This window comes from Cupriavidus sp. UME77, from assembly GCF_014170355.1.
GTDB classification, from domain to species: domain Bacteria; phylum Pseudomonadota; class Gammaproteobacteria; order Burkholderiales; family Burkholderiaceae; genus Cupriavidus; species Cupriavidus basilensis.
This window is the reverse complement of the sequence record NZ_LZZU01000075.1, coordinates 94,531-119,147: the sequence shown is the minus strand read 5'-3', so window position 1 is coordinate 119,147 and position 24,617 is coordinate 94,531. Positions and strand designations below refer to the sequence as shown.

Sequence of the window (24,617 nt, the reverse complement as noted above, 5' to 3'; positions counted from 1 at the left end):
CGAAACCTGGGCGCTGAAGATGGCACGCGCACTAGCAGAGACCGCGCCACACCGTGCCGTGCCATCTTACGTGGTTCATGGACGCCTAACACTACCTGCGCCGGCGGCCGCGCGATCCCCCGCCCGGCGGCACCCGAGGCGGCCTGGAGACCGTTCTATATAGAGGGGGCCACTGCGCGAGCTAGTGATCCGCCGCATCAGCATCCGGAATACCCCTCAGTGAGCCGCCTCATGTATTCGTTCCAGTGCCGCCAGTCCCGATGCTTGATATCCAGATGAGCGACACTGAGCGCTATGATGCGTTTCACCGCATCGGTAACGGGCACAGCACGCTCGCGCCACGGCCCGTGCTTCTCCTGGTCGCTTGCTTGACCACTTCGACTTTGGCTGCTAGCGGCCACGACGGAGCAGTGGCAGAAGCGACAATTCAGTGCCACGATCCACGAAATCTAGAGGGCAACAGGAAACGCGGGCATCGTGCAACCGGCACTGACAAGCCCGACCGGGGAGGCGCCATGGGTAGGGCACCTCGCTATCAGGCCTGGAGGTTAGACCACATGGGGTCCGCCTATGCAAGGTCAGGTGAGCGCCTATCATCGATCATTCAAGGCGTGGCCGGCAATCGGCTCTTGGTCGGCCAACTCGGCCGCTCGACTCCAAGCCGTTGGATGACGAGAAGGGTCGAACTGGGACCTTCGTTTCACTCAGCGGATTCCAAGATCTGTTGACCATCGCCTGATGCGGAGTTGGCTCATCCTCGCGCCTCTGGCGCGCCGCGCACAGTTGCGGTATTCTCTTGCCACCAACCGCGTCATTGACGCATCGACCACGCACCACCTGGTGCAAAGCTTCTTGCTTTACCTTGGATTGGGCCGCTCGCGGACCAGCCAACGACGATTCTTTCTACCCCATCGGGAACCTGTTCCCGGTGCGGCAACGGGTTCCCTATCTTTTCGGAGAACCCACACAATGTCCAATTTTACTGTCCCCCTGCGCAAGATCCGTCACAGGGTGAACCCCCGTACCCACCGCAACGAAGCCAAGTTCATCGAACTGCGTGCTTCGGTCAAGGTTCACGGGGTCATTCAACCCATTTTGGTTCGACCGATCGAGCCGGACGGCGAGTACGAGTACGAACATATCGCCGGCGAGAGCCGCCTGGACGCGGCCGAGGCAGAACATGGCCTCGACTATGACATGCCAGTCCTCGTCAAGGATGTCGATGACGAGACTGCGGACATGCTTGCGCTGATCGAGAACGCGCAGCGCGCAGACATGGCGCCGTCGGATGAAGCCGTTTGGGCTGCCCGTCTTGTGGGCAAGCTTAAGGGAGACCGGGAGGAGGCTGTCCGTGTCATCGGCTGGTCGCGTTCCAAGCTCGACAAGCGCCTGGCGCTCATGAACTGCAGCGCGTCGGTGCTCCAAGCGCTCTCCCGCGAGCAGATCAATCTTGGGCACGCCGAGCTTCTGGCCACTCTGGCAAAGGAGAAGCAGGACACGCTTCTGCCCGTCATTACCAGCGAGGGAAAGTCGGTCGCCGAGCTCAAGGCGACGATCGAACAAGTCGCCTGCAGCCTGGTGGCCGCGATCTTCGACAAAGCCGACTGCGCGCAGTGCCCGCACAACTCCTCGATGCAAGTCGAGATGTTTGGCGAAGCGATCGCGTCCGGCAACTGCACCAACGCCGCCTGCTACAAGGAAAAGACCGAGAAGCAGCTCAGCACAGTTGCCTACGGCCTCAAGGATGAGTATCCGGTTGTCCGGATCGTGCGTGCCGGTGAGAACCACACGCGCATCCAGCTGCTGGCTGATGGTCCGACTGGGGTGGGTGATGAGCAGGCGAAGGCTTGCCACGCTTGCCAGAACTTCGGCGCCGCCGTGAGCGGACTGCCCGATTCGTTGGGCAAGGTCTACCGCGGCCAATGCTTCGATACGCCGTGCCACACTAAAAAGGTGGCGGCGCGCCTCAAGGCCGACCGTGACGTGAAGGCTGAAGGGACGAAAGCTGCGAAGGCTGGTGCCTCGACGGCTGCCGTTCAGGCCGGCAAGGCCACTGCCAGCGGGAAGCCGAAGTCGCAGGAATCCGAAAAGCCGGTCACGGCCGTGTCGGAGACCGATCGCGTCAAGGCATATCGCGTGGCTCTCTGGCGCAAGGCTTTGCGCCGCGAGGTTGCGAAGGATCCGAACGTGGCCAATCATTACCTGCTCGCCATGGGCATGACTGGCTTGTCGCGGAACATCTCAGCCGATAGCATGGGCAAGCTCTTTGAGAAGATCGCAGACGAGAAGGCTTCGTCTATCGATCTGGCAGCCAACCTGCACGGCGTCCACGCGTTGGAGGCTGGGCAGCGCCACAACCTGACAATCGCCCTCGCAGTATCAGCGATCGAAGGTATTGAGGTGAACCACCTGGTCACGCTGTGCAAATACCACAAGCTTGACCTGACGCAGCACTGGAACCTTCAGCAATCGAAGGACTTCCTCGATCTGCTGACCAAATCCGAGATGAAGGTGATCGCGGATGAGCTAGGCCTGCGCCAAAAAATCGGTGCCGGCTTCGCCAAACTCTTTGCCAAATCCAAGGCCGACCTGGTCGCTGCACTGCTGGCTGTCGACGGTTTCGACTATGCCGGCAAGCTGCCCAAGGTCCTGCATTTCTAAGCCGCCGTCCGGCGGTCTACACACACCATTCTTTTAGAGGTTTCCCATGCCCTTTTTCCAGGAACTGGCAACGCTCGTGCGTACGTGCGAGAAGGTTGTCCTGACCATTACCCCGCAAGGGGATAGCTTGACCGTTTTTGTGGCCCCGGTCGTCAAGAACGCAACCGATCCGGCCCTGGCTACGCCAATGGTCCTCACGGGTACGCCGCTGGAGCTCGATGAGAGTTTCACGGCTGCGATGCAATCGGTGGTGGCCGCGCGGGTGGAGTTGGTCGACCAGATTGAAGCCACCGCATCGATCCTGAAGGCGGCGACTGCCAACCAATCGAACAAGGCTACGAAGGCCTTGGCGAAGGCAGGCAAGGCCGGCGGGGAGGCCTCCTCGGAGGATGGTGACGACGACGGCGAAGCGAATAGCACGTCGTCGGAAGTCGCCTCTACGTCGAATGCCGCGGGTGACGCTGTCGTACCTGCGCCGGTGGCCAAGCCGACTGGCACCAACCTCGCTGACCTAATCTAAGGGGACACCATGATTGAAGTGAAGACACTCGTTCGCGAGTTCATCTACAACGGTATGAACCTGCCTGATCCCGGCCCGACCTTCTCGGCGGACCAAGTGCGCGACATGTACACCGCCCAGTACCCCGAGCTGACCACCGCCGCGGTGGATGGCCCGGTGCACCAAGGCGATACCGCCCGCTACACCTTTGTCCGCGCAGCGGGCGCAAAGGGAAGCCGTGCGTAGGCGCGATCTCATGAAAGCCCTGGCCGACCCGGCCGGGGGCTTTTCCAACGACAAGCCGCCCGTCAGGGCGGTTTTTCATTTTGACAAGGAGAACGAGCAATGCTGTTCGATTCTGGGTTCACTGATTCAGGCATCACAGCAGACCTCTCCCGGTGGACGACATCGCGACAGCCTGCCCCTGCCCGACATCGACCTGCCAATGGTTTTCTGACACTGCCTTCAGTGACGGACAGCGTCCCTGTGCGGGCGCTTGTTCAGCGCGGGAAGGATGTTGATCTAGCCGCGCTCGCTCTTGCGCACTTCGAATCTGGGGTGCTTCGCCCAAGGGACGTTAGGACAGCCTTGTGCGCAGGTGATGCCCTTGCAGAGGGCATCACCGCGTGGATTAGGCGACATCGCTCGCGGTGCCAACGCTTGAACTTCGGCTTCGAATTGTTGGACCACGGTGCGGTATGTGCCGAGGTCCAACAGTTCGGGTGGGAGAACTGCCTGGACGCACCGGCCTATCTCGGTATTGTGATGCCCCAAGAGAGCGTCTTTGTCATCGGCGACAAGGCCGATGTGCTGCGTGCAACGTCCCCTGGGCTGCTGTGCACTGCCATGGCGCTGGTGCGCGAAGCATCAAGCAGGACGGTGCATGTACGTGCGCCTGATGACTACCTCGAGATGTTCGGCCGTTGGCACTGGGAGTATGAAACCAGCGCCTGCGACGAAGACGTCAGGGAGGGACTGGCAGAGCGCTACGGAGACGGAGATTCCGACGTCGAGCGCTACCTGCCTTCGGTCGTCCGGGCGGAAATGGCGCCGGACGAGTTCCTGCCGAAGTACATGCGGGTCGATCGCCGATCTGGTGGCATCTTTCGGGAGCTTTCCGGCAAGGCTCTGCTGGCGGTCGCCGCGCGTCAGCGCGGCTGGGTGCGCAGCCTTTGTCTCGAACTAGCGGCCTTGAAGAAGCAGCTGGCGCGGAGCAAAGCGCAACGGCTATTCGGCGACGCACAGTGGGGCGAGCCTGCCTATGCCGCCGCGTCGATCGTCACCATTCCCGGCGGCTACGCGGAAGAGGTAATTGACGACCATTTTGAATGCCTGAACAACGCCGGCGACTGCACGATGTATCAGATGTTTATCCCTCTTGCGACCACACCCGAGTCCATCCGTGCGCAGTATGCGGATTGGGCAATCGCTTTCGAGGTCATGGCACGCCTTGACCGGGTGCTCACTCTACTCTCTTATCCGGATCCGAACCAATGACCAAGATTGTCTCCGACAAGAGCACGAACGAGGTGGCCCTGCAAGGGGCCATTCTGCTGTATGGGCCCAGGCCATGCGAGTTTTCCTACGCCACTGCGCACGTGGTGACGTTAGATGACAAGTCCCAGCGCCCGCTTATCGGCGCCGGCACACCGTTGAACCGCCGGGCATTGATTCACGCGGTCACCCAGGTTGCTGCGGCCACGCTACCGAAGGGGGAGTTTCTGACCCCCAACGTGTTGTCGATCAGCCCGCATGCGGTTACCTGGTGGTGTCCGCCTGCGGTGCGCCGTGTGTTCTTCGAATGCAAGGAGCTTGGTACCCGCAGTGAGCTGGTGCCACACCCGGGCCTGGTATTCCAGGCTTCCGAGCGTGGCTTTCGGGTCTTTAGCCTCAGCGCTGACGAACGGCCGCTGCCCGACACGATGTTGCACGAGCCCCCGTACTTCAATACGTGGGACAACGGCAAGATCTGCGTCGGCAACGCGCATCTGCCCAAACAGATTGACGTGGCTTCCATACCCGGCTGGGAGGCCGGCTTCTTCTCCTCCGCGTTCACCCATCCCAATGCCGGTGGAAAGCGTGTCGACTATGCAGACGGTGCCTTCGCGTTCTGGCGGGACATGCTGGACGGGAAGTTCCCTTCCTATCCCAAGCAAGTCCTTATCCCTATGAAACAGAAGCTTGGCGACCTGATCGCCGGCAGAATTGGAGTTTAGTGATGCATCCTATGGATCTGACGTTGCAGCAGTCGTTCCCGACTGTGATGATGCCGCGCTTCGGTAGCCTGCAGGCAATGCAGGCCAACGGAGAGAGGCTTGTGGTGGCCAGCAATGGCTTGTTCCTCGAAATCCTCCGTCCCTGGCTCCACCTCGTGCGCCGTGTCGCGCGGTTCGATGTCTCCACAGCCATTCCGTATGGGAAGGTTGACGTGTGCACCGAGCTGTTCTGCGGAAGGGTGCCGCCCGCGCTGATTGGTGAGTTCGCCGCGCTTGCGCGGCAGACCATGCCGAACGAGGCGGGTGCCTGGATTACCTGGCGCCGTGATACCAATACTTTCCGGCTGGTGCCTGTGAGAGTGCTGGAGCATAGTGCTGGCCATCTGCGTTATGACCGGCCGGAGCTGGATGCCGGCGAGTCATTGGTCATGGATTGCCATTCGCACGGCGCCGCGGAAGCGTTTTTCTCGCGTACCGACGACACCGACGATCAGCACGACGTGAAGTTCGCATTCGTGCTCGGAAACTGTGGGAGTCATTCTCCGTCGATGAAAGTGCGGCTATGTGCGAAGGGGATCCTTGAGCCGGTCACCGATGTCCCAGTGGCCTGGCGGCATGCCGTTTCGCCACGGGAGGTCGCCCTGTGACTGTATCCACTACTTTGCACAGTGTCCCATCAGCCATGACGCGCCGTGCTTGGAGCGTGGTGGTGGTGGGCGCCGGCGGCACTGGCAGCGCGCTGCTACCGAACCTGGCACGACTGCACCATGCGATGTTGGAGCTTGGCCACCCCGGTGGGATCGACTGCACTGTGTTGGACGACGATACGGTGAGCGAGACCAACGTGGGCCGCCAGGGCTTTTACCCCAACGATGTTGGACAGTACAAGGCATCGCTGATCGTCAACCGCCTGAACCTGCTGATGGGCACGCGCTGGGAAGCGCGGACCCAGCGGCTCGCCAGCGCGGACCGTCTGAGCTGCGACTTGGTGATTGGCTGCGTGGACACCCGCACTGCGCGCAAAGCCATCCTGGGTGCTGCGAAACGGGGAAAGGTCCGTTACTACTTGGATTGCGGCAACGAGACAGATCGTGGCCAGGTGATCCTGGGTGAGGTTGGCGTTCGCGGTCCGGATCGCCTTCCCCACGTTGGAGACCTCTTCCCCGACCTCCTAAACCCGCGGGGCGATGTTGTTGATGTCGCTCCCTCTTGCTCGATGGCGGACGCACTAGCCAAGCAGTCGCTGGTGATTAACCAAGCGATCGCCGTGCAGGCGTTCAACTTGCTCTGGACGCTGTTCCGGACTGGCACGCTGAGCTATTCCGGGGTGTTTGTGAACCTCCAGGCAGGTCGGACTAACCCGCTGCCCATCGATCCGGCTGCGTGGGCACGCTTTGGCTACGATGCCGCCAAGTGTGTGCCTCCGTCCAGAAAGAAGAGTTCAGCATGATGTTGAAGCGGCGCCGTTCCCCCAGAATCATGGGGGGCGGCGCTTTTTTTTTTGCCCAGGACGGTCTTGAGCAATGGGTTGTGCGCTTGCTAGAATGGATGCACACACCGCGTCGTCGACGCATCGAATCGCTTGCCTGCGCAAGCACACCACCCACGGGGATTCTTATCCCCGGTTCGGGCGATGGTTTCCTCGTTTCCAGTACCTCCAGGAGACGCCATGACCGTCCAGCACTACCTTACGCTGTCCACCGCCCATCTGACGCAACACACCGCGTGCGGATTCGCTCGCTTCCCCGTGATCGGGCAGGTCGACACCGGCCTGTTTGTACGGGTACCTACGCCTGGTGAGATTGGCGATCAGGTGCCGTCGGACCTGCAGACGATTCTGGAGCGCGCACGCGCTCTGGGTGCCTCACTGCTGCATTTCGATTGCGATGCGGAGGAGATTGAAGGGCTGCCGACTTATGAGTGGCGGTAGAGCCTGTATTTTCGCCACCATATCAGGAGCCAAGGATGATGAGCAACCTGGAGCCGATGGCCTGCGGCAATTGTGGCCACGGCCTCTTCCGGATGTACAGCGCTCAGCGCGAGCCAAGCCTCAAGCTAGTCGCGCAATGCAACAAATGCCGATCGACTTCGATCATCGAGCCGGCGCCAGCAGCTCTGCAGATCGAATTCGGCGAGCACTCCGATGGTCGGCTTTGCTGCATGCGACCAACTAGTTGAAGCTTCGCAGCGCCGAGGTTCGCTGCTATCATAGAAGTACTTACCGCGTCTGCGACGCATCGACACCTGCCGACAACCGTTGGCACAGCTTTTTCTCCCACCACGGGCCATCCTGCCCGTGGGCATGTTGGCCTATTTTTTTGAGGCCATCATGATCCGCACGTTCTCCATCGCTTTTTTCGTTGCTCTGTGTGCGCTTGCTTCCGGCTGCGCCACGCAACAGACCTCGCCTAACGTCTATCGCACCTCCGAAGCCCTCCGTAAAGGGGACATCGAGATGGTGACGGTGGTACGCGCGCGCCAGGTCACCATAACCGGCAATGACGGCATGCTCTCCACGAGCAGCGGTCTTCCCGGGATGATCGGTGCCGGCGTCGGTGCCTTGCTCGGCGCCCGCACGATCGGTGGTGGCAACGGTCGCTACCTGGTCGGTGCGCTCTCTGGCGCTGCAGGCGGCTTCGTGTCGCAGCAGATCGCCGAGCATGTCAGCAAGCGTGCCGGGCTGGAGGTGATTGTCCGCACGGACAATGGCCGCCAGCTTGCTATCACGCAAGATGCCGACCAGCAGTTCAATGCTGGAGACCGCGTCTACTTGGTCGCGGCCGGAAACGGTTATCGACTCACGCGTTGATGCCAAGGGGACCGGATTGCCGGTCCCCCACTTCCTCGCCCCTCGCTTCCCCCAACCGATTCAACGCACCCCGCGGGACGCCTCCCGCGACGGGGAGCGCTCCGCTTCAAGGAGCCCCCATGTTGCATTCCACACTCACTGCTACCCACAGCACCGTTGTCCGGCGCCCCAAGGTCGCCCCGATCGAAACGAGCGGCTTGACGGTTGAGCAAGTCGAATCCGTGCTCTATGCCTTGCTGCGCGGCATGGAGATCGAGCCCGAATGGATCAGCCCCACCAATCGCTACCGGGACGAAGAGCGCATCCACGGACTGCACGCGGATTCACTGTGGCCGGCGCTTGGTGCCCGCGACCGCCTGGCTGTGTCGGTCTTCCGTGGTTGGTCGGAAGGCTGGACAGTTAATGTCGAGAGGATCCATCTCGTGACGGACGCCTCCGGTCAGTACCTGGCCGCACAGAAGCTGCTGTGTGCCAAGGTCTTCGGCTCTGACCTCGCATTCATGATCGCGAGGGTGATATCCGAGGCATTGGATCTCGTCTGAAAGGGTAGGGCGCCGCGAGGTGCCTGGCCACCATAAAAGAGCGCTTGCGGAAACGTATCTGCGCTTCGGCAAACGCTTTTGACCGCGTCTTCGACGCATCGAACCTATGTCTGGCTTGCCCAGACCCCACCCATGCGGGACATCGTCCCGTTGGGGATTGGTGTCTCGCGCTTCTCTGGAAACACCATGAAAATCCCCAAATCCTTTACCCATCCACACGTGCCGGACAACCGTTCGGCCTGTGCCACCCTGCAGCGTGATGCGTCACGCGTGCTTCGCCGTTTCGCCGGTGATTTGTCGCTGCGTCAACGCGACTTCGACATCCGTGCCCGACGCCAGCGCCGCCACCAGGTCGAAGTGTTCTCGTTGCATACCGAGACGCTGTGCGTTCAGATTGCACACGGTCCCGACCGGAACGCGGCAAGCGTTTCCTTTCGCACTTGCCGCGGTCGCGGCGATATGAGTGGTGGCCGCGACAATGTCGTGAGCCTGGACTCGCTGGATACACCCCGAGGCTACACCGACCTGTTGACCTCGCTTCGCGCGGTCGCTGGCCGGCGCGGTTAAGGGGTTGCCATGACCAAGCTCGCAAAGGTAATTCTCAAGACTACTAGCGGCGACGAGTTCACCTGTTCCGTACACCACAATGTGGGAGCAGGGAGGGTGGAGTTGCCCGCCCGTCTGGCTGACCTGATCGATGACGCCGAGGCTAACGGGGAGAAGTATGTCCTCGTGCTTCTTGACAATGGATTCCAGTATCCGTTGGCGATTGGCGAGGATGGCGGCTATAGCGTGGATCTGCTCGCGGCTGCCAAGCGCGGCTTCTGGCAGGAGGTAAGGCTAGCCCTGTTTCTACCGTCCAAGGACCAGCGCATGCAGTACGGTCGCTTCGTCCATACGTTGTCCGCTTCGGCGGTCATCGGCATGGCGGGCTATCTTGCTGGGAAGCCCGGCTGGTCTTGGGGCGCTGCGCTCAATGTCATAGGCTTTTCCGTCACCGGCGTTGTATTATTCGCCGTAGGAGCTGTGCTTTCCAAAGGAGAAAAGTGATGCTTGGAACATTTGTGCTAGTGTTGGCGCTTGGCCTGGCCGCGTATTTCCTATGGGCCGACCGCAATGGTCGGCGCTACCACAAGGACTGACAGCTTAGCCATCCAACGATGTCGCCCGGCACTGCCGGGCCATCCATGAAGCGCACCCCGACCGGGTGCGCTTTTTTTTGTCTATCACGCGGGGCGTGCCCCGCTGGGGCAGCTCGCATCCACACCCGGAGTTACCCCAACATGACCGCACGGAAAATCTACGGCGCAGGCCTGACCGGCCAACCCGCCGGCGTCCATTTGGACGTCCAGCTGTATAGCGGCAACCGCCGCATCGCACTGCGCCTCACGGACGCGGATGACGGCATGCCCTACGGCATGCTGACCGCAAACGTGCCGCAGGTCGAGCTGGCTGAGGACGAGTTCGTCGTTCAGGCCGGCTGGATCCTGCCGACGGATCTGAAGGCTTCCTTCTTGGCCAGCGGCCTGTTCGAAGTCGTCCGACAAATCCCTGACGGCACCGGCCGCGCCGAAGTCTGGCGAGTCGTGTCGGCCGAACTGCTGAGCGCTGCTGCTGTGCTTCGCGCCCAGCTACCGGCCAAGCGCCGGTCCCGGGCAGCCGCCTGAGCCATTTCCTTCCAACCCAGACGGGGCAATGCCCCGTTGGGGCCTTGCTCCCCGGAGCAGACCCCATGTATGTGATTCACTTCGATTCGGGTCGAACCGAATCCTGCACCACCCTGGCCGGCGTCTTGGCCTTCTTCAACTGCAACGACGATCTCCGTCGGCGCACATCGGTGGACGCCGTGAGCGTTCGCCACATAGCACGCGGTGACATTCCGCTTGTTCGCCTGTCCAACGGGACTTTCGCTGTTCGCCCGAAAGGCACGATCCGTGAGATCCTGGACACCATCCTCAACGAGGTTGATCGGGTGATTGTCCGTCCTGACGGCAAGCCGTTGCGCCCGTTCGAGATGAGCCGCGAGGCATGGGAGGCAGTCACGGCCGCAGGGCGGTTGGGCTATTTCCCGCAGGAAGCCCTCGCACCAGAGTGCATCGACCAAGGCACGCTGTTTGCCGACCCAGGCGCGGCATTCATTGACCCGCAAGCCCACGTTGACCAGTTCTTTCGCCAACGGTTCGGCTACGGGACCAACGGGCCCGAGTACGCGCCCGGATCCGGCACCAACTCGCGGCACGAAGTGCATGTCGCCTATGCCTTGCAGCGCGGCGAGACGGTCAAGGACAGTGTACTGAACGCCTACCGTGCCAATGGGGACATTGGGCGCCACGATCTGCAATGGATGCGGGTGCTGATCGATGTCCCGGCGCTGCGGGGGGCGCTCGCGCCCAACCCGCTGCAGTGGCTGTGCGCAGCAATGCGTCATGAGCATCTGCCTATCGCGGCGGACAACGCGCGCCGTCTGATCAACCTCATGAAGCCGCTACCGATGGACTGCACGTTTATCCAGGTGGACGACGCGCTGTTTGCCGGTGGCGTGCTGCCACCGCGTACTGCGGTCGTGCGCCCACCAGTCGCGCTCGATCCGCCGGCCTCGCCGTTGGCGGCCAGAATTCGTGACGTGGTGGCAGACCAAATCCATCGGAAAACGGTGGATCGGGTCAGCCAGGAGCGTGCGCGGGGCCTGATGTCGCAACGCGAGGTGGAGCACCAACTGAGGCTCGCTGATCAGGAGAAGGTGCGCGCATCCTATGAATGGGGCAATCGCGTCGCGCTGGCCGTTCTGGAGCGCAACGTCGCCGCGTTGCTGGATATGCTGGATACACCCGCAGACAGCAATACGGCGACCAAGCGGGCCATCCGGGAGGTGCTTGGTGTGAGCCTCACGGGCGTGACTGCGGCCATTCGCCGGCGTCGCATTTTCGACCTTTGTGGTTTCTCGGTGTCCGAGCAGCAGCAGTGGGACGCGCAGGCCGCGGCCGACCGTGCCAATGCCATGAGCCTTCGCGATCTGGAGGAGGCGGCCAAGCGGGCTGAGGCAACGAATTACCGCCTTGAGACCGGCGCCGTGCTCAACGGACGCGAGTACGTCGACCTCTGCATTGCAGAGGGGTTCTCCAAGATCTGTCACGTGCCAACGGGCAGCGCGCGTCGCTACTACATCCAGGACCCTGGACGTCAGGCGGGACGACCTCTGAGAGCCAAGGACGGAACGCTGGCCTATGCGCAAGCGAGGCTTGCTGGCAGCGCTGTAGACGTTACCGTGGCGGCGTGAAGTCCTAAGCTTTTGTCGCCCTCCCTTTGCGGGAGGGCGGCGCCTTCTACTGGCGCTGGCGCGCTATTCGTCGTAACCTTGCATTTCGTTGAGCGGCGTTCGCATTGGCCCGAGCCAATCCCAACTGCGCTTTACCCGCGTCTTCGACGCATCGACCTCAGCTGGCTCCGCTGGCTTTCGTTCTCGCTCCCGCAGGGATTCCATCCCTGCAGGGTGGCGTTCATGCGGGATCTTTCTTTTTGGATCCCCAAATGAAAATCAATCCATCCCAACTGCGTTCCCTGCTGGCCGCCTATGTGCCGGCGCGTCTTCCCGTGCTCATCACCGGCGCCCCTGGCATCGGCAAGAGCGACATCGTGTCGCAAGCTGCGAAAGCCGCCGGCCACGACCTTCTCATTTCCCACCCCGTTGTTGAAGATCCAACCGATTCAAAGGGCTTGCCCTTTCCGAATTCGGACGGCTCCGGTGCCCGCTTCCTGCCCTTTGGGGATCTGGCGAAGGCGATGACGGCAGAGCGCCCACTCGTCTGGTTCATTGACGATCTGGGCCAGGCCTCGCCGTCCGTTCAGGCTGCAAAGATGCAGCTGTTGCTCGCGCGCAAGATTGGTGAGCACAAGCTGCCCGAGTATGTCACGTTTGTCGCCGCGACCAATCGTCGCGTCGACAACGCTGGGGTATCCAATATCCTCGATCCGTTGAAGTCTCGCTTTGCGACGATCGTGGAGCTGGAGCCTTGCATTCAGGCCTGGACGGAATGGGCGGTGTCCAACGACGTTGCTCCGGATCTGATCGCCTTCCTGCGTTTCAGACCAGCCCTTCTGTTCACCGACCAGAAGACGAAGGAACTGGAGAATCTTCCATCGCCGCGCGGTTGGGGTAGTGTTGCCCGGCAACTGCCGGTGGTGCCGAGAGGACTGGAACTGGAAGCGATTGCCGGCGCCGTTGGCGAGGCGGCCGCAGCCGAGTTCATTGCGTTTCAGCAGATCTATCAACACCTGCCTTCGATTGACGGCATTTTGACTGCGCCGGATGTTGCGCCGATACCGACCAACCTCTCGGCGCTTTGTGCAATCGCAACCGCGTTGGGCCAGGCGTCACACCCCAACAACTTTGACCGCGTGATGGTGTACGCGCATCGCATGATGGCCGCAGGCTATAGCGAATATGCGGTGATGCTGTGTAGCGACGCCGTCCGTCGCAACTCGGAGATCTGCGCAACCCCTGCCTGGATCAAGGCCCAGGGCACCGAGTTCGGTCGCCTGATCATGGGCAACGCCTAACCCCTTCCTGCTTCATCCATCCCCTGAACGGCGAGCCACCTGGCTCGCCGTTCTCGTTTCCGACGTATCCATCCCATTTCCAGGAACCACCATGAACATCAAAGACATTGGCTCGCGCGTCATGCTGGCCACACTCAATGTTTCCGTCTGGCGGGCACGCCGCTTCGACACCAAGGCCACGGCCGAGGTCGAAAACAAGCACGAGGCCAAGGACATCGGCCGCTTCAACAAGCGTCTGCTGACCGACGGTGCCATGTCGTACAAGGACGTGTGCGCCATTGGCAACCGCGCTCGCGCACTGTTCGACGCCCGGACCCTCGACTATGACCAGCTCGGTGTGCGTCTCATGCCGACGGCCGTCTATATGGACGTCGCCGATCGCATGCGCCAGTACCAGGACGAGTTCAGCACCGCGACCGAAAGGTTCCTCGCCGACTATCCCCTTTTCATGGAGGAGGCGAAATCCGCACTGAACGATCTCTTTGACGAGACCGACTATCCGACCGTCGCCGAATTGCGCAAGAAGTTCGGCATGCGCATGTCGGTCCTGCCGTTCCCCGATGCGGACCAGTTCGACATCAACCTTCCGCACGACGTGCTGGTGGGACTGAAGGGCGAAATGGACGATCGGGTGCTCAGCGCGGTGAAGACGGCGAATGACGACCTGGTCGGCCGGCTGTTCGAAGCCGTCCAGCACCTGGCCAACCGCCTCTACCAGGGCACGAGCGTGCGGCTGGACGTGGCGGACAAGGTGCGCGAGCTCTGCGATCTGCTGCCTCAGCTGAACTTCACGGCTGATCCAACCTTGACCACCATCCTGGCCGACGCCAAAGCCCACCTCGCCGTTCATTCGGGCGCGGAGCTGAAGGAATCGCCGGAGTTGCGTCAGCAGGTCGCGCAGAAGGCAATGGAGATCGAGGCGCAGATGTCGGCCTTCATGGGCGGCATGCCGAGTTTCTCGATGCCGGCGCCGGCACAAGCGGCGCCGTCGGCTATGGTCCGGCTGCTTTCGGCGTGAGGTGATCATGCTCGATCGCATCAAGAACCAGCGCGTGGCGATGATCCTGTCGGAGCCGTTCTTCGGCGTTCTGGCCAGACGGCTTCTCATCGTTGAGGATCCGACCTGCAAGTCCACGTGGACCGACGGCGTGTCCCTTGGGCTGAACCCGCCCTATGTCGCAGCCCTGACGGATCTGCAACTGCGGGGCGAGTTGGCTCGTAGCGTCATGCACCCGGCCCACGGTCACAACTGGCGCCGCGGCGGCCGCGATCCTGATCGATGGAATCGCGCTTGCCACTACGCCATCAACCCATTGGTGTTGGGGGCGGGGTTCCAGCTGCCTCCAGGCGCATTGGTCGATGGCCGCTTCCTTGGCAAGTCGGCCGAGGAGATCTATGCCGAGTTGCGCGAGGAGGATTCCGAAGCGCAGCAGCAAGCCGAGCCGGATGCGGGCAGCCGGGGGACGGGCGGTCCTCAGGCGCCGGCGGCGCCCGGTACTGACCCGACCTCCGAGTTCGAGGCCGGGGAGGTGCGGGACCGGCCTGTTGATGCCAACGGCAATGTCGAGGGCCAGTGGAAGGTAGCCATGCTGCAGGCGGCGCAAGCTGCCCGCATGCGGGGTGCCATGGGCGGGGATCTGGAGGCGATGGTGCAGGCTGCCGGCCGGCCCTCTGTGGACTGGCGGGCGGTCTTGCACCGCTTCGTCAACGAGGCCAGCAAGACGGACTACACCTGGTCACGTCCCAATTCCCGGTACACGCACCTCGGGCTGTACTTGCCCTCTCTGCACACCCAGGCTGTTGGCGATGCGGTGTTCGTGCGTGACACCAGCGGATCGGTGTTCGGTGAGACGCAACGGCAGTTTGCCGCGGAAATCGAAGCGGTTTTCCACCAGCTGCAGCCCGCGCGACTCTTCGTCATCGACTGCGATGCACGGATCAATCAGGTCCAGGTGTTCGAGCGTGGTGACGCGCTCGATCTCGGCCCAGTGAAGGGCGGCGGCGGTACCAGCTTCCGGGCGCCGTTCGCGTGGTTGGAGAAGGAGGGCGTCGATCCGGCGTTCCTTGTCTACCTGACCGACCTGGATGGCGCCTTCCCGGCCAGCCCGCCTGCCTACCCGACCCTATGGGCGTCGACCATTCCCCTGCACAAGACGAAACCGCCGCCATTTGGCGAAACAGTTGACGTCATCGTCTGAATTGACCCCGGCCTAGGCCGGGGTTTTTTTCTTTTGGAGGCTTCCATGCAAAAGCCTGCACATCCCGTTATTAGTCTCGATACACTCCCGGCTCATGGCCAAGCTCAGTACCTGGAGCAATGGCTTGCAGACAGGAAGAGACACCTCTCGTTTCTGCCTTACGATGAATGGCTTGAGGCGCGGCTGCATCTGGGTGCCACCCTCGGGCCGGCCGTACGCTACCAGCAAGGGCGACTCGTCTTCCAGTTGCAACACGGCGCTTGGTATCACATCACCGACGCAGTCCGCGGGGAACGCATGTTTCGATGCATGATTGTCGGTGAGACGCCGTTGGTGGCATTCGTATCCGCCGACTCTGGCACGCGATACCCCTGGCTGTGTGTCCCGGGGCTTTTCACGATCGAGGAGATCGTAACGATGCGCCAAATACGGAAGTAGAAAAAGAGAAGCCCGGCCATGTGCCGGGCTTTTTCCGTTGAAAGCTATCAGTTTGCTTCCGCGTTATCGGGGAATAGTGTGAATCATGATTAACGGCTAGCTCTCCGCCACTGGCGCCTCGGCGGGCTCAACGATCTTGATGTCGGCCGGCGCGGCCAACGCTACGACGCGAGACACCTTGCCCTCGAGCACAGCATGGTGGCCTAGTCGAATCGTGCCGGCATAGGAGATGTCCCCACGGACACGGCCGTTGACCACCAGCGAGGCCGCCGCAGTCACGTCGCCTTCGACGGTGCCGTCGATCACGACATGGTAGCCCTCGACGGCGCCGCGGACCATTCCGCCCGGCCCGATGTGCAGCAGGCCGTTGCTGGCCGTGATGCCGCCGTCCACCAGGCCAAGGCACGTCAGGCCATGATCGAGCGCCATATGCCCATGAATGCTCAGTCCTTGTTGCAGGACACTGATTGTCATCGCTTGCTGCTTCATGTCCGCTCCTTAGAACAACTTGATTTCCGACGCCTCACGGGGCTTCGGGTTGGCTGTCGGCTTCTCAGCGACAGCCGGAGGGATACGCGACGGCGCGAGTTGGGCCACCGCAGGTTGGACAGCGGGGCGAGATGCCTGGACTTGTTGGGGCGCCACTTGTTGGCGCGGTTGAACTGCCTCGGTTCGTTGGGCCTGAGGCGCCGGCATAGCCGCCGGCTGCGCTACCGGTGCAGCCTGGCTTGCGGGCTGAGCAGGCCAATGGATCGCGTCAGCCTGCGATGCTGCCGCTGCCGCTGCCGGTGGCACATCAGGCTGAGACGCCACGATGGGCGGACTAACCTCGGCTGTCCGTCCGCCGCGACCAAGGATCGATGCGGTGAGCATGCCGACCGCCGCTGCTGCTGCAAGGAAGACAACGCCGGCGGCAAGTCGCTTCATGCCCTGGCTCAGCGCGAACTTTCCGGGAGGCGCCGCATCGGGGGCAGCCGCAGGTCCGGGAAGCCCAAGGAAGGTGGGGGGGCCATCGGGCGTGGTTGGCATCTCGATGGTGAGTGCCGGCTGGTTGTAGTGTTCGTGAAGGCGTTGAATGTCCCGGAGGTCCATAGCGTCGTGTCCAGAATGAGAAGAAGGGGAGGCAGTTACTGATCAGCACCGCGACGCGTGCCGTCGGGTTGGAACTGGTCGTTATCGGGCATGCAGAGGGCGTGAATGGCTGCGATGTGGTGCCCTGCCGCGCCTAGCGCGTTGTCGCGGGATTGCCCGTCTACGGAGTTGACCATCAAGGCAAACGTCAGCTTGCTGGAGAGGGTGTCGTAGTGACGAAGCAATCGCAGCAGGCGCCCTGAGAGCGCGTGGGTGAGAAGCAGCTCCCTCTTGTGGTACTGGAGCGGTATGGTCCGCTTCTCGAGCCGGTCAGCCCATCGGTGCGCCCCTTCGAACCAGGCCTCAGCGTGCCGGAACGCCTCGTCGATCGCTTTCACCTTGCCGCCACGGGATACGCTGAATTTTGCGGAGCAGAAGGAGTAGTCCGCCCGAACGAAGTCCCGCACGAACGTGGTAGAGAACGACAACTGCATGGTTGTCTGGGTCTCCGGCACAATGCGGGACAGGCGATCCTCGCTGATCAAGCGCTTGATCGGCTTCAACCCAGAATCGGGTTGCTGGCCTGCGGCCTGCGTTACTCTGATGGTGGCATCGGTGATGATGTCTTCCGGTTCGGCTTCCATATCATTTCTCGGCGTATCTCTCTCGCCTGCCATTGTCGGGCCGTGGGATTCGCAGTGTTCGGAGAAAGCGATGTGATATTCGCGAGCTTTCTACTTTTCGCATCTGCGATAGTTGTGCCAGAATTCAATCACACCTCGCGTCACCGACGCATCGACCTCCGACTCCCTAGCGAGTCCATCTCTTTGTACCAAGTCGTGCCTTGCGCATGCTCCGACCAGTTGGCTACTGGTGTGGAATCTCTTTCTGAATAGTGTTTTCGCCGAGCACTTCCCATGTCAGCTTGTAAAACGCGCCTCGCAGCGTGCCCACTTCGGTGTGCACAGCGGGCACCGTTCGAGCCTGGGACCATGTGGCGTCTCTCTCCAGGCCCCTCCTAGGTAGAACGGCCGTCGTTGGCTGATCCGTGAACCTGCGGTGGACTTTGTCCAAAATGGGTATTTGTGCAGCGTGACCCTGCTGCACGAGGACGGCTTCACGTCCTCGCATCGAGCTGCGCGCATCCGCGCGTCTGCTCCCTGTAAGCCACGCCCCCGGAAGGGGCGTGGCTGCAGGTTTCTCGCAAGCAAGCTCGCTTCCGCATGTCGGAGCGAGCTTTTTTTGTTTGTGAGACACCTTCGAACGGGAGCCCATGATGACGATCAATTCCGAAGTTGATTTCAAGATTCCTGCCGCAATCGCGGCAACGCTGGCTCGCCGGCGGTCCCAGTACACGGACCAGCCGCAAGCCTGGCGCACCCTTTGTGAGGCGGCATTTGTCGCCGGACTTCCCGAACCCGCTCGCGCGGCGTTCCTTTCCAACGTAACGACCCAGCGCGGGGCCGACATAGCCCTGCGCCTTCGGGAGCATGCTGCGTCGATCCGCGCCGCCGTCGTTCAGCACCTTGAGCGAAGGAGTACCAATCCATGCATGCACCCATCACCTACAGCGAGTTCGGGGCAGTCCGAAGCCTGATCGAGGAGCGGCCCGCGCGGCCGCCCATCATCGGCAAGATTCGCCCAGGCATCAAAGTCCTGACGAAGAAGGCCCGCGAGAGTGAACGCGCGGTCAAGCTCCACGATTCGCTGCTCGCCCAGGGCAAATCCTTCGAGACGATCGAGAAAGAAATAGAGCGCGCGACGGGCATCCGGAATTCAATGGCCCCCAAGAATGTCGGCTGGTTCACGTGCCGGCGTTCCGACTTCACCAATCCGGCCATTGCCGACGAGATCCTGGCGCGGCACGGTGAGGATCGCGGGGATGGCCTGAAACTCTGGCGCTTCCCTGTGCTATTCGCCTTCGACGACTGGCTGAGCAATATGCCCAACCAGCTCGCCGCGTGGGGAGCCAGCGGTCGCCAGTTCTTCTCCGAATACGGACCTGACGGACGGCGCTACTGCAAGACCTATGCGCCGCCGGAGAAAGACCCCCGTGCCAGCCGCGTCAAGCGCAATTTTGGTGGCAGGACGATCATCCTGCGTCAGGATGACGATATCCCGGATGGCATCTGCGACCCCGCGCAATGCCCGCAGTACCAAGCGCGGACATGCAATATGTCCGCCTCGATGTTCTTCAGCATCCCCGGTATCAAAGGGCTAGGTTTGATCGAGCTGCCGACCAACTCCATATACGTTCTCCAGAAGGCCTATGCTGCCATGCAGACCGTTTCGCTCGCGCGAGGCGGACGGCTGGTGGGTGTGCATTTCTGGCTGAGCAAGCTGGAGGCCGAGATAAGCCGCATCGACGAGAACGGTCGCCCTGTCCGGCAGAACCAGATGCTCACTATGCTGGATGCGGAGATCGACCTCGGTGCGCTGTTGGACGGCGGCGATCAGGTGCCTCAGGCCATCGAGGCCGCTAGCCAGGCTGTCGGCGCACTGGAGGCGCCGGCCGCGGTGGCGTCCCAGGCTGACGATGCGGGAGGGGATCGCACCTCGGCCCAGGTAGGCCAGCCTGGGCTGGTCGAAGGAGATCCCGACGACAAGGCGCATCAGTTGGAGGATTTGATTGCGCGCTTGGGTCTTGCGAGTGGTGAGGATCGGCAAGACCTCAGGGTCTACGCACACGTTCACTATGGCAAGGGATGGTTCAAGCGTGCCAACGATCTGAGCAGCTTGCTCGAAGTGATGCGGGCTTCTCTGGCCGATCCGGCATCGTTCCGGGCACGTGTGCATGCCGCAGCCAGTGAGGCGCGTGCCGCCGCCTGATTGATGTTGCTGTTCCTCTCATGGTCACCCCGTTGGGGTGGCCATTTTCTATTTGGTGCCCGCGCGGCGCCACTTCCCATTCCTGGAGGTCTCTCATGCAACACGAAGGCGCGCGCCTGCGCATGGCGCATTTTTCTGATCTGCACTACTCGCCCGGGCACTTGGCCGAGGCGGAACGTTGTTTCGGCTTTGCCGTGGAGGACGCCATCGCAGCGGAGTGTGTCGTGGGAGTGGTGTCGGGAGATTCGACCGACCACCGCTTGGACGCGCACACGCCCGCACTGGGTGCGTTAGCCCGCCGCATTCACCAGCTCTCGGCGAGCATGCCACTCCTGATGTTGCAGGGCACCTTCAGCCATGAGCCAGCCGGCACACTGGACCTGTTTCGCCTCATCGGGGCGCGGTATCCGGTCTACGTCGCGGATCGCATCCACCAGGTGGCGCTCCGAGCGGGCGTCTTCATTCCGTCCGAAGGGCCACTGTTCACCCGGCTCGAACTGGACCGGCTGGTGGCCGGTGGGCTGCCGGACGTGGTCTTTACCTGCGTGCCGACGGTCAACAAAGCCGTGCTGGCGTCAGTGGCCGGTGTGGCCGCGGCCGCTACGGCACTGGGGGACCACCTGTCTACGTTCCTGGTTGCCGCCGGCGCCGTGAATCAACAGCTGCGGGGCTTCGGCGTCCGGACTGTCGGTGTGTCCCATGGCACGGTGAATGGCTGTCTCACTGAGCACGGCGTGCCAATGGCGGGTTTCGATCACGAGTTCACGATCGGGGCGCTGTTCGCTGCGCAGTGCGATGCCTTCATGCTTGGCCACATCCACCGCTGCCAGCAATGGGAGCGGGAGGGGCGAGTCGTCGCGTATCCGGGATCGATCGGACGCTTTCACTACGGAGAGGAAGGCGATAAGTCCTACCTCCAATGGTCGGTGGCCCCTGGCAACGCGGTGGCCACGCCGGTCGTGACGCCAGCTCGGGAAACCGTCTGCATCGACTTCAACGGTCCCCCCGATATGGATCAGCTTGCCTTGGCGGCTGCAACTGCCGACGACAAGTTCTTCCGCATCCGATGGACGATCGATGAAGAGCACCGCCAACTGGTGGATCGGGACGCAATCTGCGCGCTGTTTGGCGCGGCCGCCGAGCTGAAGCTGGAAGGCCGGGTCTTGCCGGCGGTGCGAAGCCGTGCCGAGGGCATCAGCCGGGCTGCGACGCTGGCCGAGAAGGTGGAACGCTGGGGCGAACTCGCCGCAGTCGATACCTCCCGTCTGGTGGAGTATCTGCCTGTGCTGGAGAGCCTGGACGCACAGGCCATTGTCGATCTCGAGCTTGCCGAACTGGCTGACGCTGTTGTACCTGCCGGGAGCGTATTGCCGCCCCCGGCAGTACCAGCGGTCACTCCGCCAGCGCCAGCGCCTGCAACCGCGCCGGTGCTGGATTGGCTGACTGATGATCTGTTTGCCGGCGAGCCGGCCTAACCCTTGAGCATGCGAGCCATGTTCCGATAGCCCTGTGGGGGTTATCGAAACCCGGTTTTCCCCGCGTCTTTGACGCATCGACCCGCTGTATCCATCTTCTTCCCTTTACCCTGACGGGTGCTTCCCGTCCGGGGCGCACTCCGTCCCATTTGGAGTGCATCATGATTTTGTATCCCGCGGGCCCGGAATGGACCCATACCTTTGACGCAGACATCGCCGCGACCGAGATGGCCGCGCGTGTCACCAACGCCCATGGCTTCACACGCAGCACGCTGTTCCAGCCTTTCGGGGCCGGACGGGGTGCCGTGATCGCGCAGCGCGACCATATCCTGCTCATGGCTTTGCATACCGACGCCGGCCATGGCTGGTTCTCGGTGGCGCCCTCGCTGCCCCTACAGCAGTTGCTCTGGTCCCTGTCCAACGGGCTGACCAGCCAGTGGAGCGAGCGCGAGCTGAAGATCCTGACCGGCTGTCGCACTTGGCCGGAAGTAGCCAACCTGGCCGGCAAGCAGTACGCCGCCGCGGTACGTTCGGTTGAGCGTGCGTTGCAGGGACTGCCGGAAGCGGAAACGCCCCCGGTGTCCGCTCTGTTGCCGGAAATGCCCGTGGATGAGTCCGGGTTGCTGGAATTGCCTGGCAACTACATGTCCTACATGCAGACCGATGAGGAGCTGTCATGCGCCCGCTGAAGCTGACCCTTTCGGGATTCCATGGGGTACGCGACGGCATGCGCCGCGAGAGCGTTACCCTGGACCTCACTGACCTGCCAACCGGCTTGATCGCGCTGGTGGGCCCGAACGGGGCCGGCAAGACGACGCTGATGGACAACCTCCATCCGTACCCGATCATGCCTAGCCATGCCGCCAAGATGTCTGCGGATGCGTTTTCCTACTGGGACCATCTCTGCGCCCCGCGCGCTGAGAAGGAACTGGTCTGGGAACACGGCGGCAAGACTTTCCGCTCGGCATTCTCTTTCCGCAATTCCGGCAAGACGCGCAAGGCAGAGTACTACCTGTTCGAGCGCGACGCTGCTGGGAATGATGTGCCGCTCCGCTTGCCGGACGGGACTGTCTCAGATGGGAAGGCCGATACCTACAACCGTTGTCTGGAAGGGGTCATGGGTTCGCCCGAAGCGTTCTTCACGAGCGTGTTTTCCGCGCAGAACCGGCGTCCGCTGGCCAGCTACCAGACTGGCGAGATCAAGAAGCTGCTAGCCGAGCTGCTGGGCATCGAGCACCTTCGGGAGCTGTCGACGAAGGCCGGTGAGGTGGCCAAGCTGCTTGGTCGCCATCTGGACGCCCTCCAAGGCGAGGTGGTTGCTCTCATGGGCAAGCGCGATCGCGGTTCCGTGCTGGCCGGCGAGATTCGGCAGATCAGCGAACGGCTGGGAGCTGAGCGGGAAGCGCGGGAGCGCGAGACTGCCAACGGCGCCAAGTTGCTGCAGGAGCGGGCCACGCTGGCGGCCAAGCAGTCCGCCGGCGCCGCTGTGGAAGCCCGCCTGCGGGAGTTGACCCAGCGCCAAAGCGAATTGACGTCGCGTAGCCGCCAACTGGTGGCCGATGACAAGGCTGCCGGCAGTCGCGCAGCCTTGCGCCGGCGCGAGCTGGATAGCCAAGTCGGCGCCCGCAAGGCGACGCTTGCCGATGGCGATGCGATCACTGCGGCGGTAGGGCGGCGCGATGCCGTGCAGATGGAGATCGGCCGCAGTCAGGCCGAGCTCGCGAAGCTGCACAAGTCGGTCACGGAGCTGGAAGCCGTGCGACTGGCGCATGCATCCCTTACCACTGAGTTGGCTGGCCTGGAAGCCCGCGGCGCCACCGAGGCGCAGCTGGCGAAGGGCCTCAAGGGGCAAGCTGATGTCATCGAGACCGTACCGTGTGCGGACCATCCCATGCATGCAGCTTGCCCATTGCTGGGCCAGGCCCGCGACGCGAAAGCGAAGCTGGACCGCCAAGTGGTGCTGGTCACTGACCTTCGGGGCAGCTACCGCGCCAAGCTGGAGGCCAAGAAGCCGATGGATCTAGCCTTGGCCACCCTGGCTAGCGCCCGTGCTGCCCACACCACGCTGCAGGCCGGGTTGGTGCAACAGGAGCGAGAGCTGCAACGCCTGATGGCGCTGGCCGCCAAGCTGCCATTGCTGGAGGCCGCCCGGGAGGGCTTGGCCGAGGCCACACGTGACTTGGCTACGCTCGCCGAAGAGGAAGCGGCGCGTCAGACCCGGCATACCCGGGATCTGGCCGACGTGGAATCGCAGTCCACTGCGGTGCAGCGCGAGTTGGCGACGCTGGCCACGGAAGACGTGAACGGCAAGCTGGCCCAGCTGGATCGCCAGGTGACTGCCAGCCGGGAGGCTGTTGCGGCCCTGGACGCCCGTATCGAGGCGCTCATCCGCCAGCAAAGCACGCTGGCGGCGGACGTGGAGCGGCTTGAGGCGGAGTTGTTCGGTTTGCCAGCGGCGCAGGGCAGGGCGCAAGCGCTGTCCGACCGCATCGCCGTATGGAAGCTGCTGGCGAAAGCCATTGGCAATGACGGCGTGATCGCGCTATCCATCGATGACGCGGGTCCCGAGTTGACTCGGACGGTGAATGACCTGTTACTGGCCTGCTATGGACCGCGATTCACTATTGCGATCCAGACGCAGACAGCGCTAGCCAATGGCGAGAAGCGCGAGGGGTTCGAGATCGCTGTGCAGGATGGCGATAGCGGTGAATCGAAGAGCTTCACCGTGATGTCCGGCGGTCAAAAGATCTGGATCAACGAGTGCCTGACCCGCGGCATCGCGCTCTACCGAGCGCGGGACACGGGGCAGGCCTTCCAGACCCTTTTTACCGACGAGGCAGACGGGCCGTTGGACCCGGATCGCAAACGCGCCTTTATGCAGATGAAGCGCGAAGTGCTTCGCCAGGGCGGGTACCAGCGTGAGTTCTTCATCTCGCACACCCCCGACTCGGTCGACGAAGCCGATGCAGTGATCGACGTGGCGGCCCTCGCGGCCTAAGCGATTGTTTAACCCGATGGGGCACGCCCCATCGGGGCTGCTCGGTCCACTCCTTCTTCCCATGAAATTCCCGACTCTTCTTCTTGTGCTTTTCATTGTCCTGCGAGCCGCGGCTGCAGTGTTCCCGCCTTCGCAGGCGAGACCGGCCAAGCCAGCCAAAGCCTCGCCTGTGCGGCTGGTTGTTGAGTGCCACGCGAAACTGCCCGCCGCACACAGCCTGCTCTAGGCTCGATCTCGTTCAACCGCTTGGCGCTCCTTCGGGAGCGCTATTTTTTTGCCCGATTTCCAAATGAAACATGACCTATCTACTACCGTTCCACACCC

At 62.5% G+C, this 24,617-nt stretch carries 24 protein-coding genes; 22 read left to right on the top strand and 2 right to left on the bottom strand.

The features are described from left to right. The first annotated feature begins 969 nt into the window (after positions 1 to 969). From A9975_RS30150 to A9975_RS30065, 18 genes are all read left to right on the top strand, one after another. Positions 970 to 2,661, top strand: a complete 1,692-nt coding sequence (locus A9975_RS30150; protein ID WP_183035951.1) for a PRTRC system ParB family protein — start codon at positions 970 to 972, stop codon at positions 2,659 to 2,661. A 46-nt stretch (positions 2,662 to 2,707) separates the two neighbouring features. After that, positions 2,708 to 3,181 carry a PRTRC system protein E gene (locus tag A9975_RS30145; RefSeq protein WP_183035950.1) on the top strand — a complete coding sequence of 158 codons (474 nt, stop codon included), beginning with the start codon at positions 2,708 to 2,710 and terminating at the stop codon, positions 3,179 to 3,181. Between the two features lie 9 nt (positions 3,182 to 3,190). Next, complete coding sequence (locus tag A9975_RS30140; protein ID WP_183035949.1) at positions 3,191 to 3,406, top strand: PRTRC system protein C; 216 nt, start codon at positions 3,191 to 3,193, stop codon at positions 3,404 to 3,406. 10 nt (positions 3,407 to 3,416) lie between these two features. Next, on the top strand, positions 3,417 to 3,617 hold the full coding sequence (locus tag A9975_RS30135; RefSeq protein WP_183035948.1) for a hypothetical protein: 201 nt from the start codon (positions 3,417 to 3,419) through the stop codon (positions 3,615 to 3,617). Positions 3,618 to 3,628: 11 nt separating this feature from the next. Next, on the top strand, positions 3,629 to 4,657 hold the full coding sequence (locus A9975_RS30130) for a PRTRC system protein F (RefSeq protein WP_370565801.1): 1,029 nt from the start codon (positions 3,629 to 3,631) through the stop codon (positions 4,655 to 4,657). After that, positions 4,654 to 5,376, top strand: coding sequence for a PRTRC system protein B (locus tag A9975_RS30125; RefSeq protein ID WP_183035946.1), 723 nt, complete (start codon positions 4,654 to 4,656; stop codon positions 5,374 to 5,376). Before A9975_RS30130 ends, A9975_RS30125 begins: the two co-directional genes overlap by 4 nt. Before the next feature lie 2 nt (positions 5,377 to 5,378). Then, positions 5,379 to 6,023, top strand: coding sequence for a PRTRC system protein A (locus tag A9975_RS30120; protein WP_183035945.1), 645 nt, complete (start codon positions 5,379 to 5,381; stop codon positions 6,021 to 6,023). A 14-nt stretch (positions 6,024 to 6,037) separates the two neighbouring features. Next, on the top strand, positions 6,038 to 6,826 hold the full coding sequence (locus tag A9975_RS30115; RefSeq protein ID WP_255504069.1) for a PRTRC system ThiF family protein: 789 nt from the start codon (positions 6,038 to 6,040) through the stop codon (positions 6,824 to 6,826). 219 nt (positions 6,827 to 7,045) lie between these two features. Next, positions 7,046 to 7,306: a hypothetical protein gene (locus A9975_RS30110; protein ID WP_183035943.1), complete on the top strand. Its 261-nt coding sequence runs from the start codon at positions 7,046 to 7,048 to the stop codon at positions 7,304 to 7,306. A gap of 399 nt (positions 7,307 to 7,705) precedes the next feature. After that, complete coding sequence (locus A9975_RS30105; RefSeq protein ID WP_255504048.1) at positions 7,706 to 8,185, top strand: glycine zipper 2TM domain-containing protein; 480 nt, start codon at positions 7,706 to 7,708, stop codon at positions 8,183 to 8,185. A gap of 119 nt (positions 8,186 to 8,304) precedes the next feature. Continuing rightward, complete coding sequence (locus A9975_RS30100; RefSeq protein WP_183035942.1) at positions 8,305 to 8,727, top strand: hypothetical protein; 423 nt, start codon at positions 8,305 to 8,307, stop codon at positions 8,725 to 8,727. Between the two features lie 186 nt (positions 8,728 to 8,913). Next, positions 8,914 to 9,294, top strand: coding sequence for a hypothetical protein (locus tag A9975_RS30095; protein ID WP_183035941.1), 381 nt, complete (start codon positions 8,914 to 8,916; stop codon positions 9,292 to 9,294). A 9-nt stretch (positions 9,295 to 9,303) separates the two neighbouring features. After that, the gene (locus tag A9975_RS30090; protein ID WP_183035940.1) at positions 9,304 to 9,777 is read left to right on the top strand and encodes a hypothetical protein; all 474 of its coding nucleotides are present in this window, start codon (positions 9,304 to 9,306) and stop codon (positions 9,775 to 9,777) included. Between the two features lie 233 nt (positions 9,778 to 10,010). Further along, entirely contained in the window at positions 10,011 to 10,394 is a 384-nt protein-coding gene (locus tag A9975_RS30085) for a hypothetical protein (RefSeq protein WP_183035939.1), read from the top strand. Positions 10,395 to 10,459: 65 nt separating this feature from the next. Next, positions 10,460 to 12,004, top strand: a complete 1,545-nt coding sequence (locus A9975_RS30080) for a hypothetical protein (RefSeq protein WP_183035938.1) — start codon at positions 10,460 to 10,462, stop codon at positions 12,002 to 12,004. 251 nt (positions 12,005 to 12,255) lie between these two features. Continuing rightward, positions 12,256 to 13,284, top strand: coding sequence for an ATP-binding protein (locus A9975_RS30075; RefSeq protein ID WP_183035937.1), 1,029 nt, complete (start codon positions 12,256 to 12,258; stop codon positions 13,282 to 13,284). A 91-nt stretch (positions 13,285 to 13,375) separates the two neighbouring features. Continuing rightward, positions 13,376 to 14,302 (top strand): hypothetical protein, encoded by a 927-nt coding sequence (locus tag A9975_RS30070; RefSeq protein ID WP_183035936.1) that lies wholly within the window; start codon positions 13,376 to 13,378, stop codon positions 14,300 to 14,302. Between the two features lie 7 nt (positions 14,303 to 14,309). Further along, a complete protein-coding gene (locus tag A9975_RS30065) occupies positions 14,310 to 15,482 on the top strand; it encodes a VWA-like domain-containing protein (RefSeq protein WP_183035935.1) in 1,173 nt (390 codons plus the stop codon). A gap of 534 nt (positions 15,483 to 16,016) precedes the next feature. On the opposite strand, the gene A9975_RS30060 is transcribed toward A9975_RS30065, so the two are convergent. Both A9975_RS30060 and A9975_RS30055 read right to left on the bottom strand, forming a co-directional pair. Continuing rightward, positions 16,017 to 16,409, bottom strand: a complete 393-nt coding sequence (locus A9975_RS30060) for a polymer-forming cytoskeletal protein (RefSeq protein WP_183035934.1) — start codon at positions 16,407 to 16,409, stop codon at positions 16,017 to 16,019. Positions 16,410 to 17,047: 638 nt separating this feature from the next. After that, complete coding sequence (locus tag A9975_RS30055; protein WP_183035933.1) at positions 17,048 to 17,635, bottom strand: hypothetical protein; 588 nt, start codon at positions 17,633 to 17,635, stop codon at positions 17,048 to 17,050. Between the two features lie 904 nt (positions 17,636 to 18,539). Between A9975_RS30055 and A9975_RS30050 the strand changes: the two genes are divergently transcribed. The 4 genes from A9975_RS30050 to A9975_RS30035 all read left to right on the top strand — a co-directional run bounded on the left by A9975_RS30050 (position 18,540) and on the right by A9975_RS30035 (position 24,293). Continuing rightward, positions 18,540 to 19,820, top strand: a complete 1,281-nt coding sequence (locus tag A9975_RS30050; protein ID WP_183035932.1) for a hypothetical protein — start codon at positions 18,540 to 18,542, stop codon at positions 19,818 to 19,820. Between the two features lie 95 nt (positions 19,821 to 19,915). Further along, positions 19,916 to 21,295: a metallophosphatase family protein gene (locus A9975_RS30045; RefSeq protein WP_183035931.1), complete on the top strand. Its 1,380-nt coding sequence runs from the start codon at positions 19,916 to 19,918 to the stop codon at positions 21,293 to 21,295. 161 nt (positions 21,296 to 21,456) lie between these two features. Further along, the gene (locus A9975_RS30040; RefSeq protein WP_183035930.1) at positions 21,457 to 21,984 is read left to right on the top strand and encodes a hypothetical protein; all 528 of its coding nucleotides are present in this window, start codon (positions 21,457 to 21,459) and stop codon (positions 21,982 to 21,984) included. Further along, positions 21,972 to 24,293, top strand: coding sequence for an AAA family ATPase (locus A9975_RS30035; protein WP_183035929.1), 2,322 nt, complete (start codon positions 21,972 to 21,974; stop codon positions 24,291 to 24,293). The genes A9975_RS30040 and A9975_RS30035 overlap by 13 nt, the downstream gene beginning before the upstream one ends. The last annotated feature ends 324 nt before the right edge of the window (positions 24,294 to 24,617 follow it).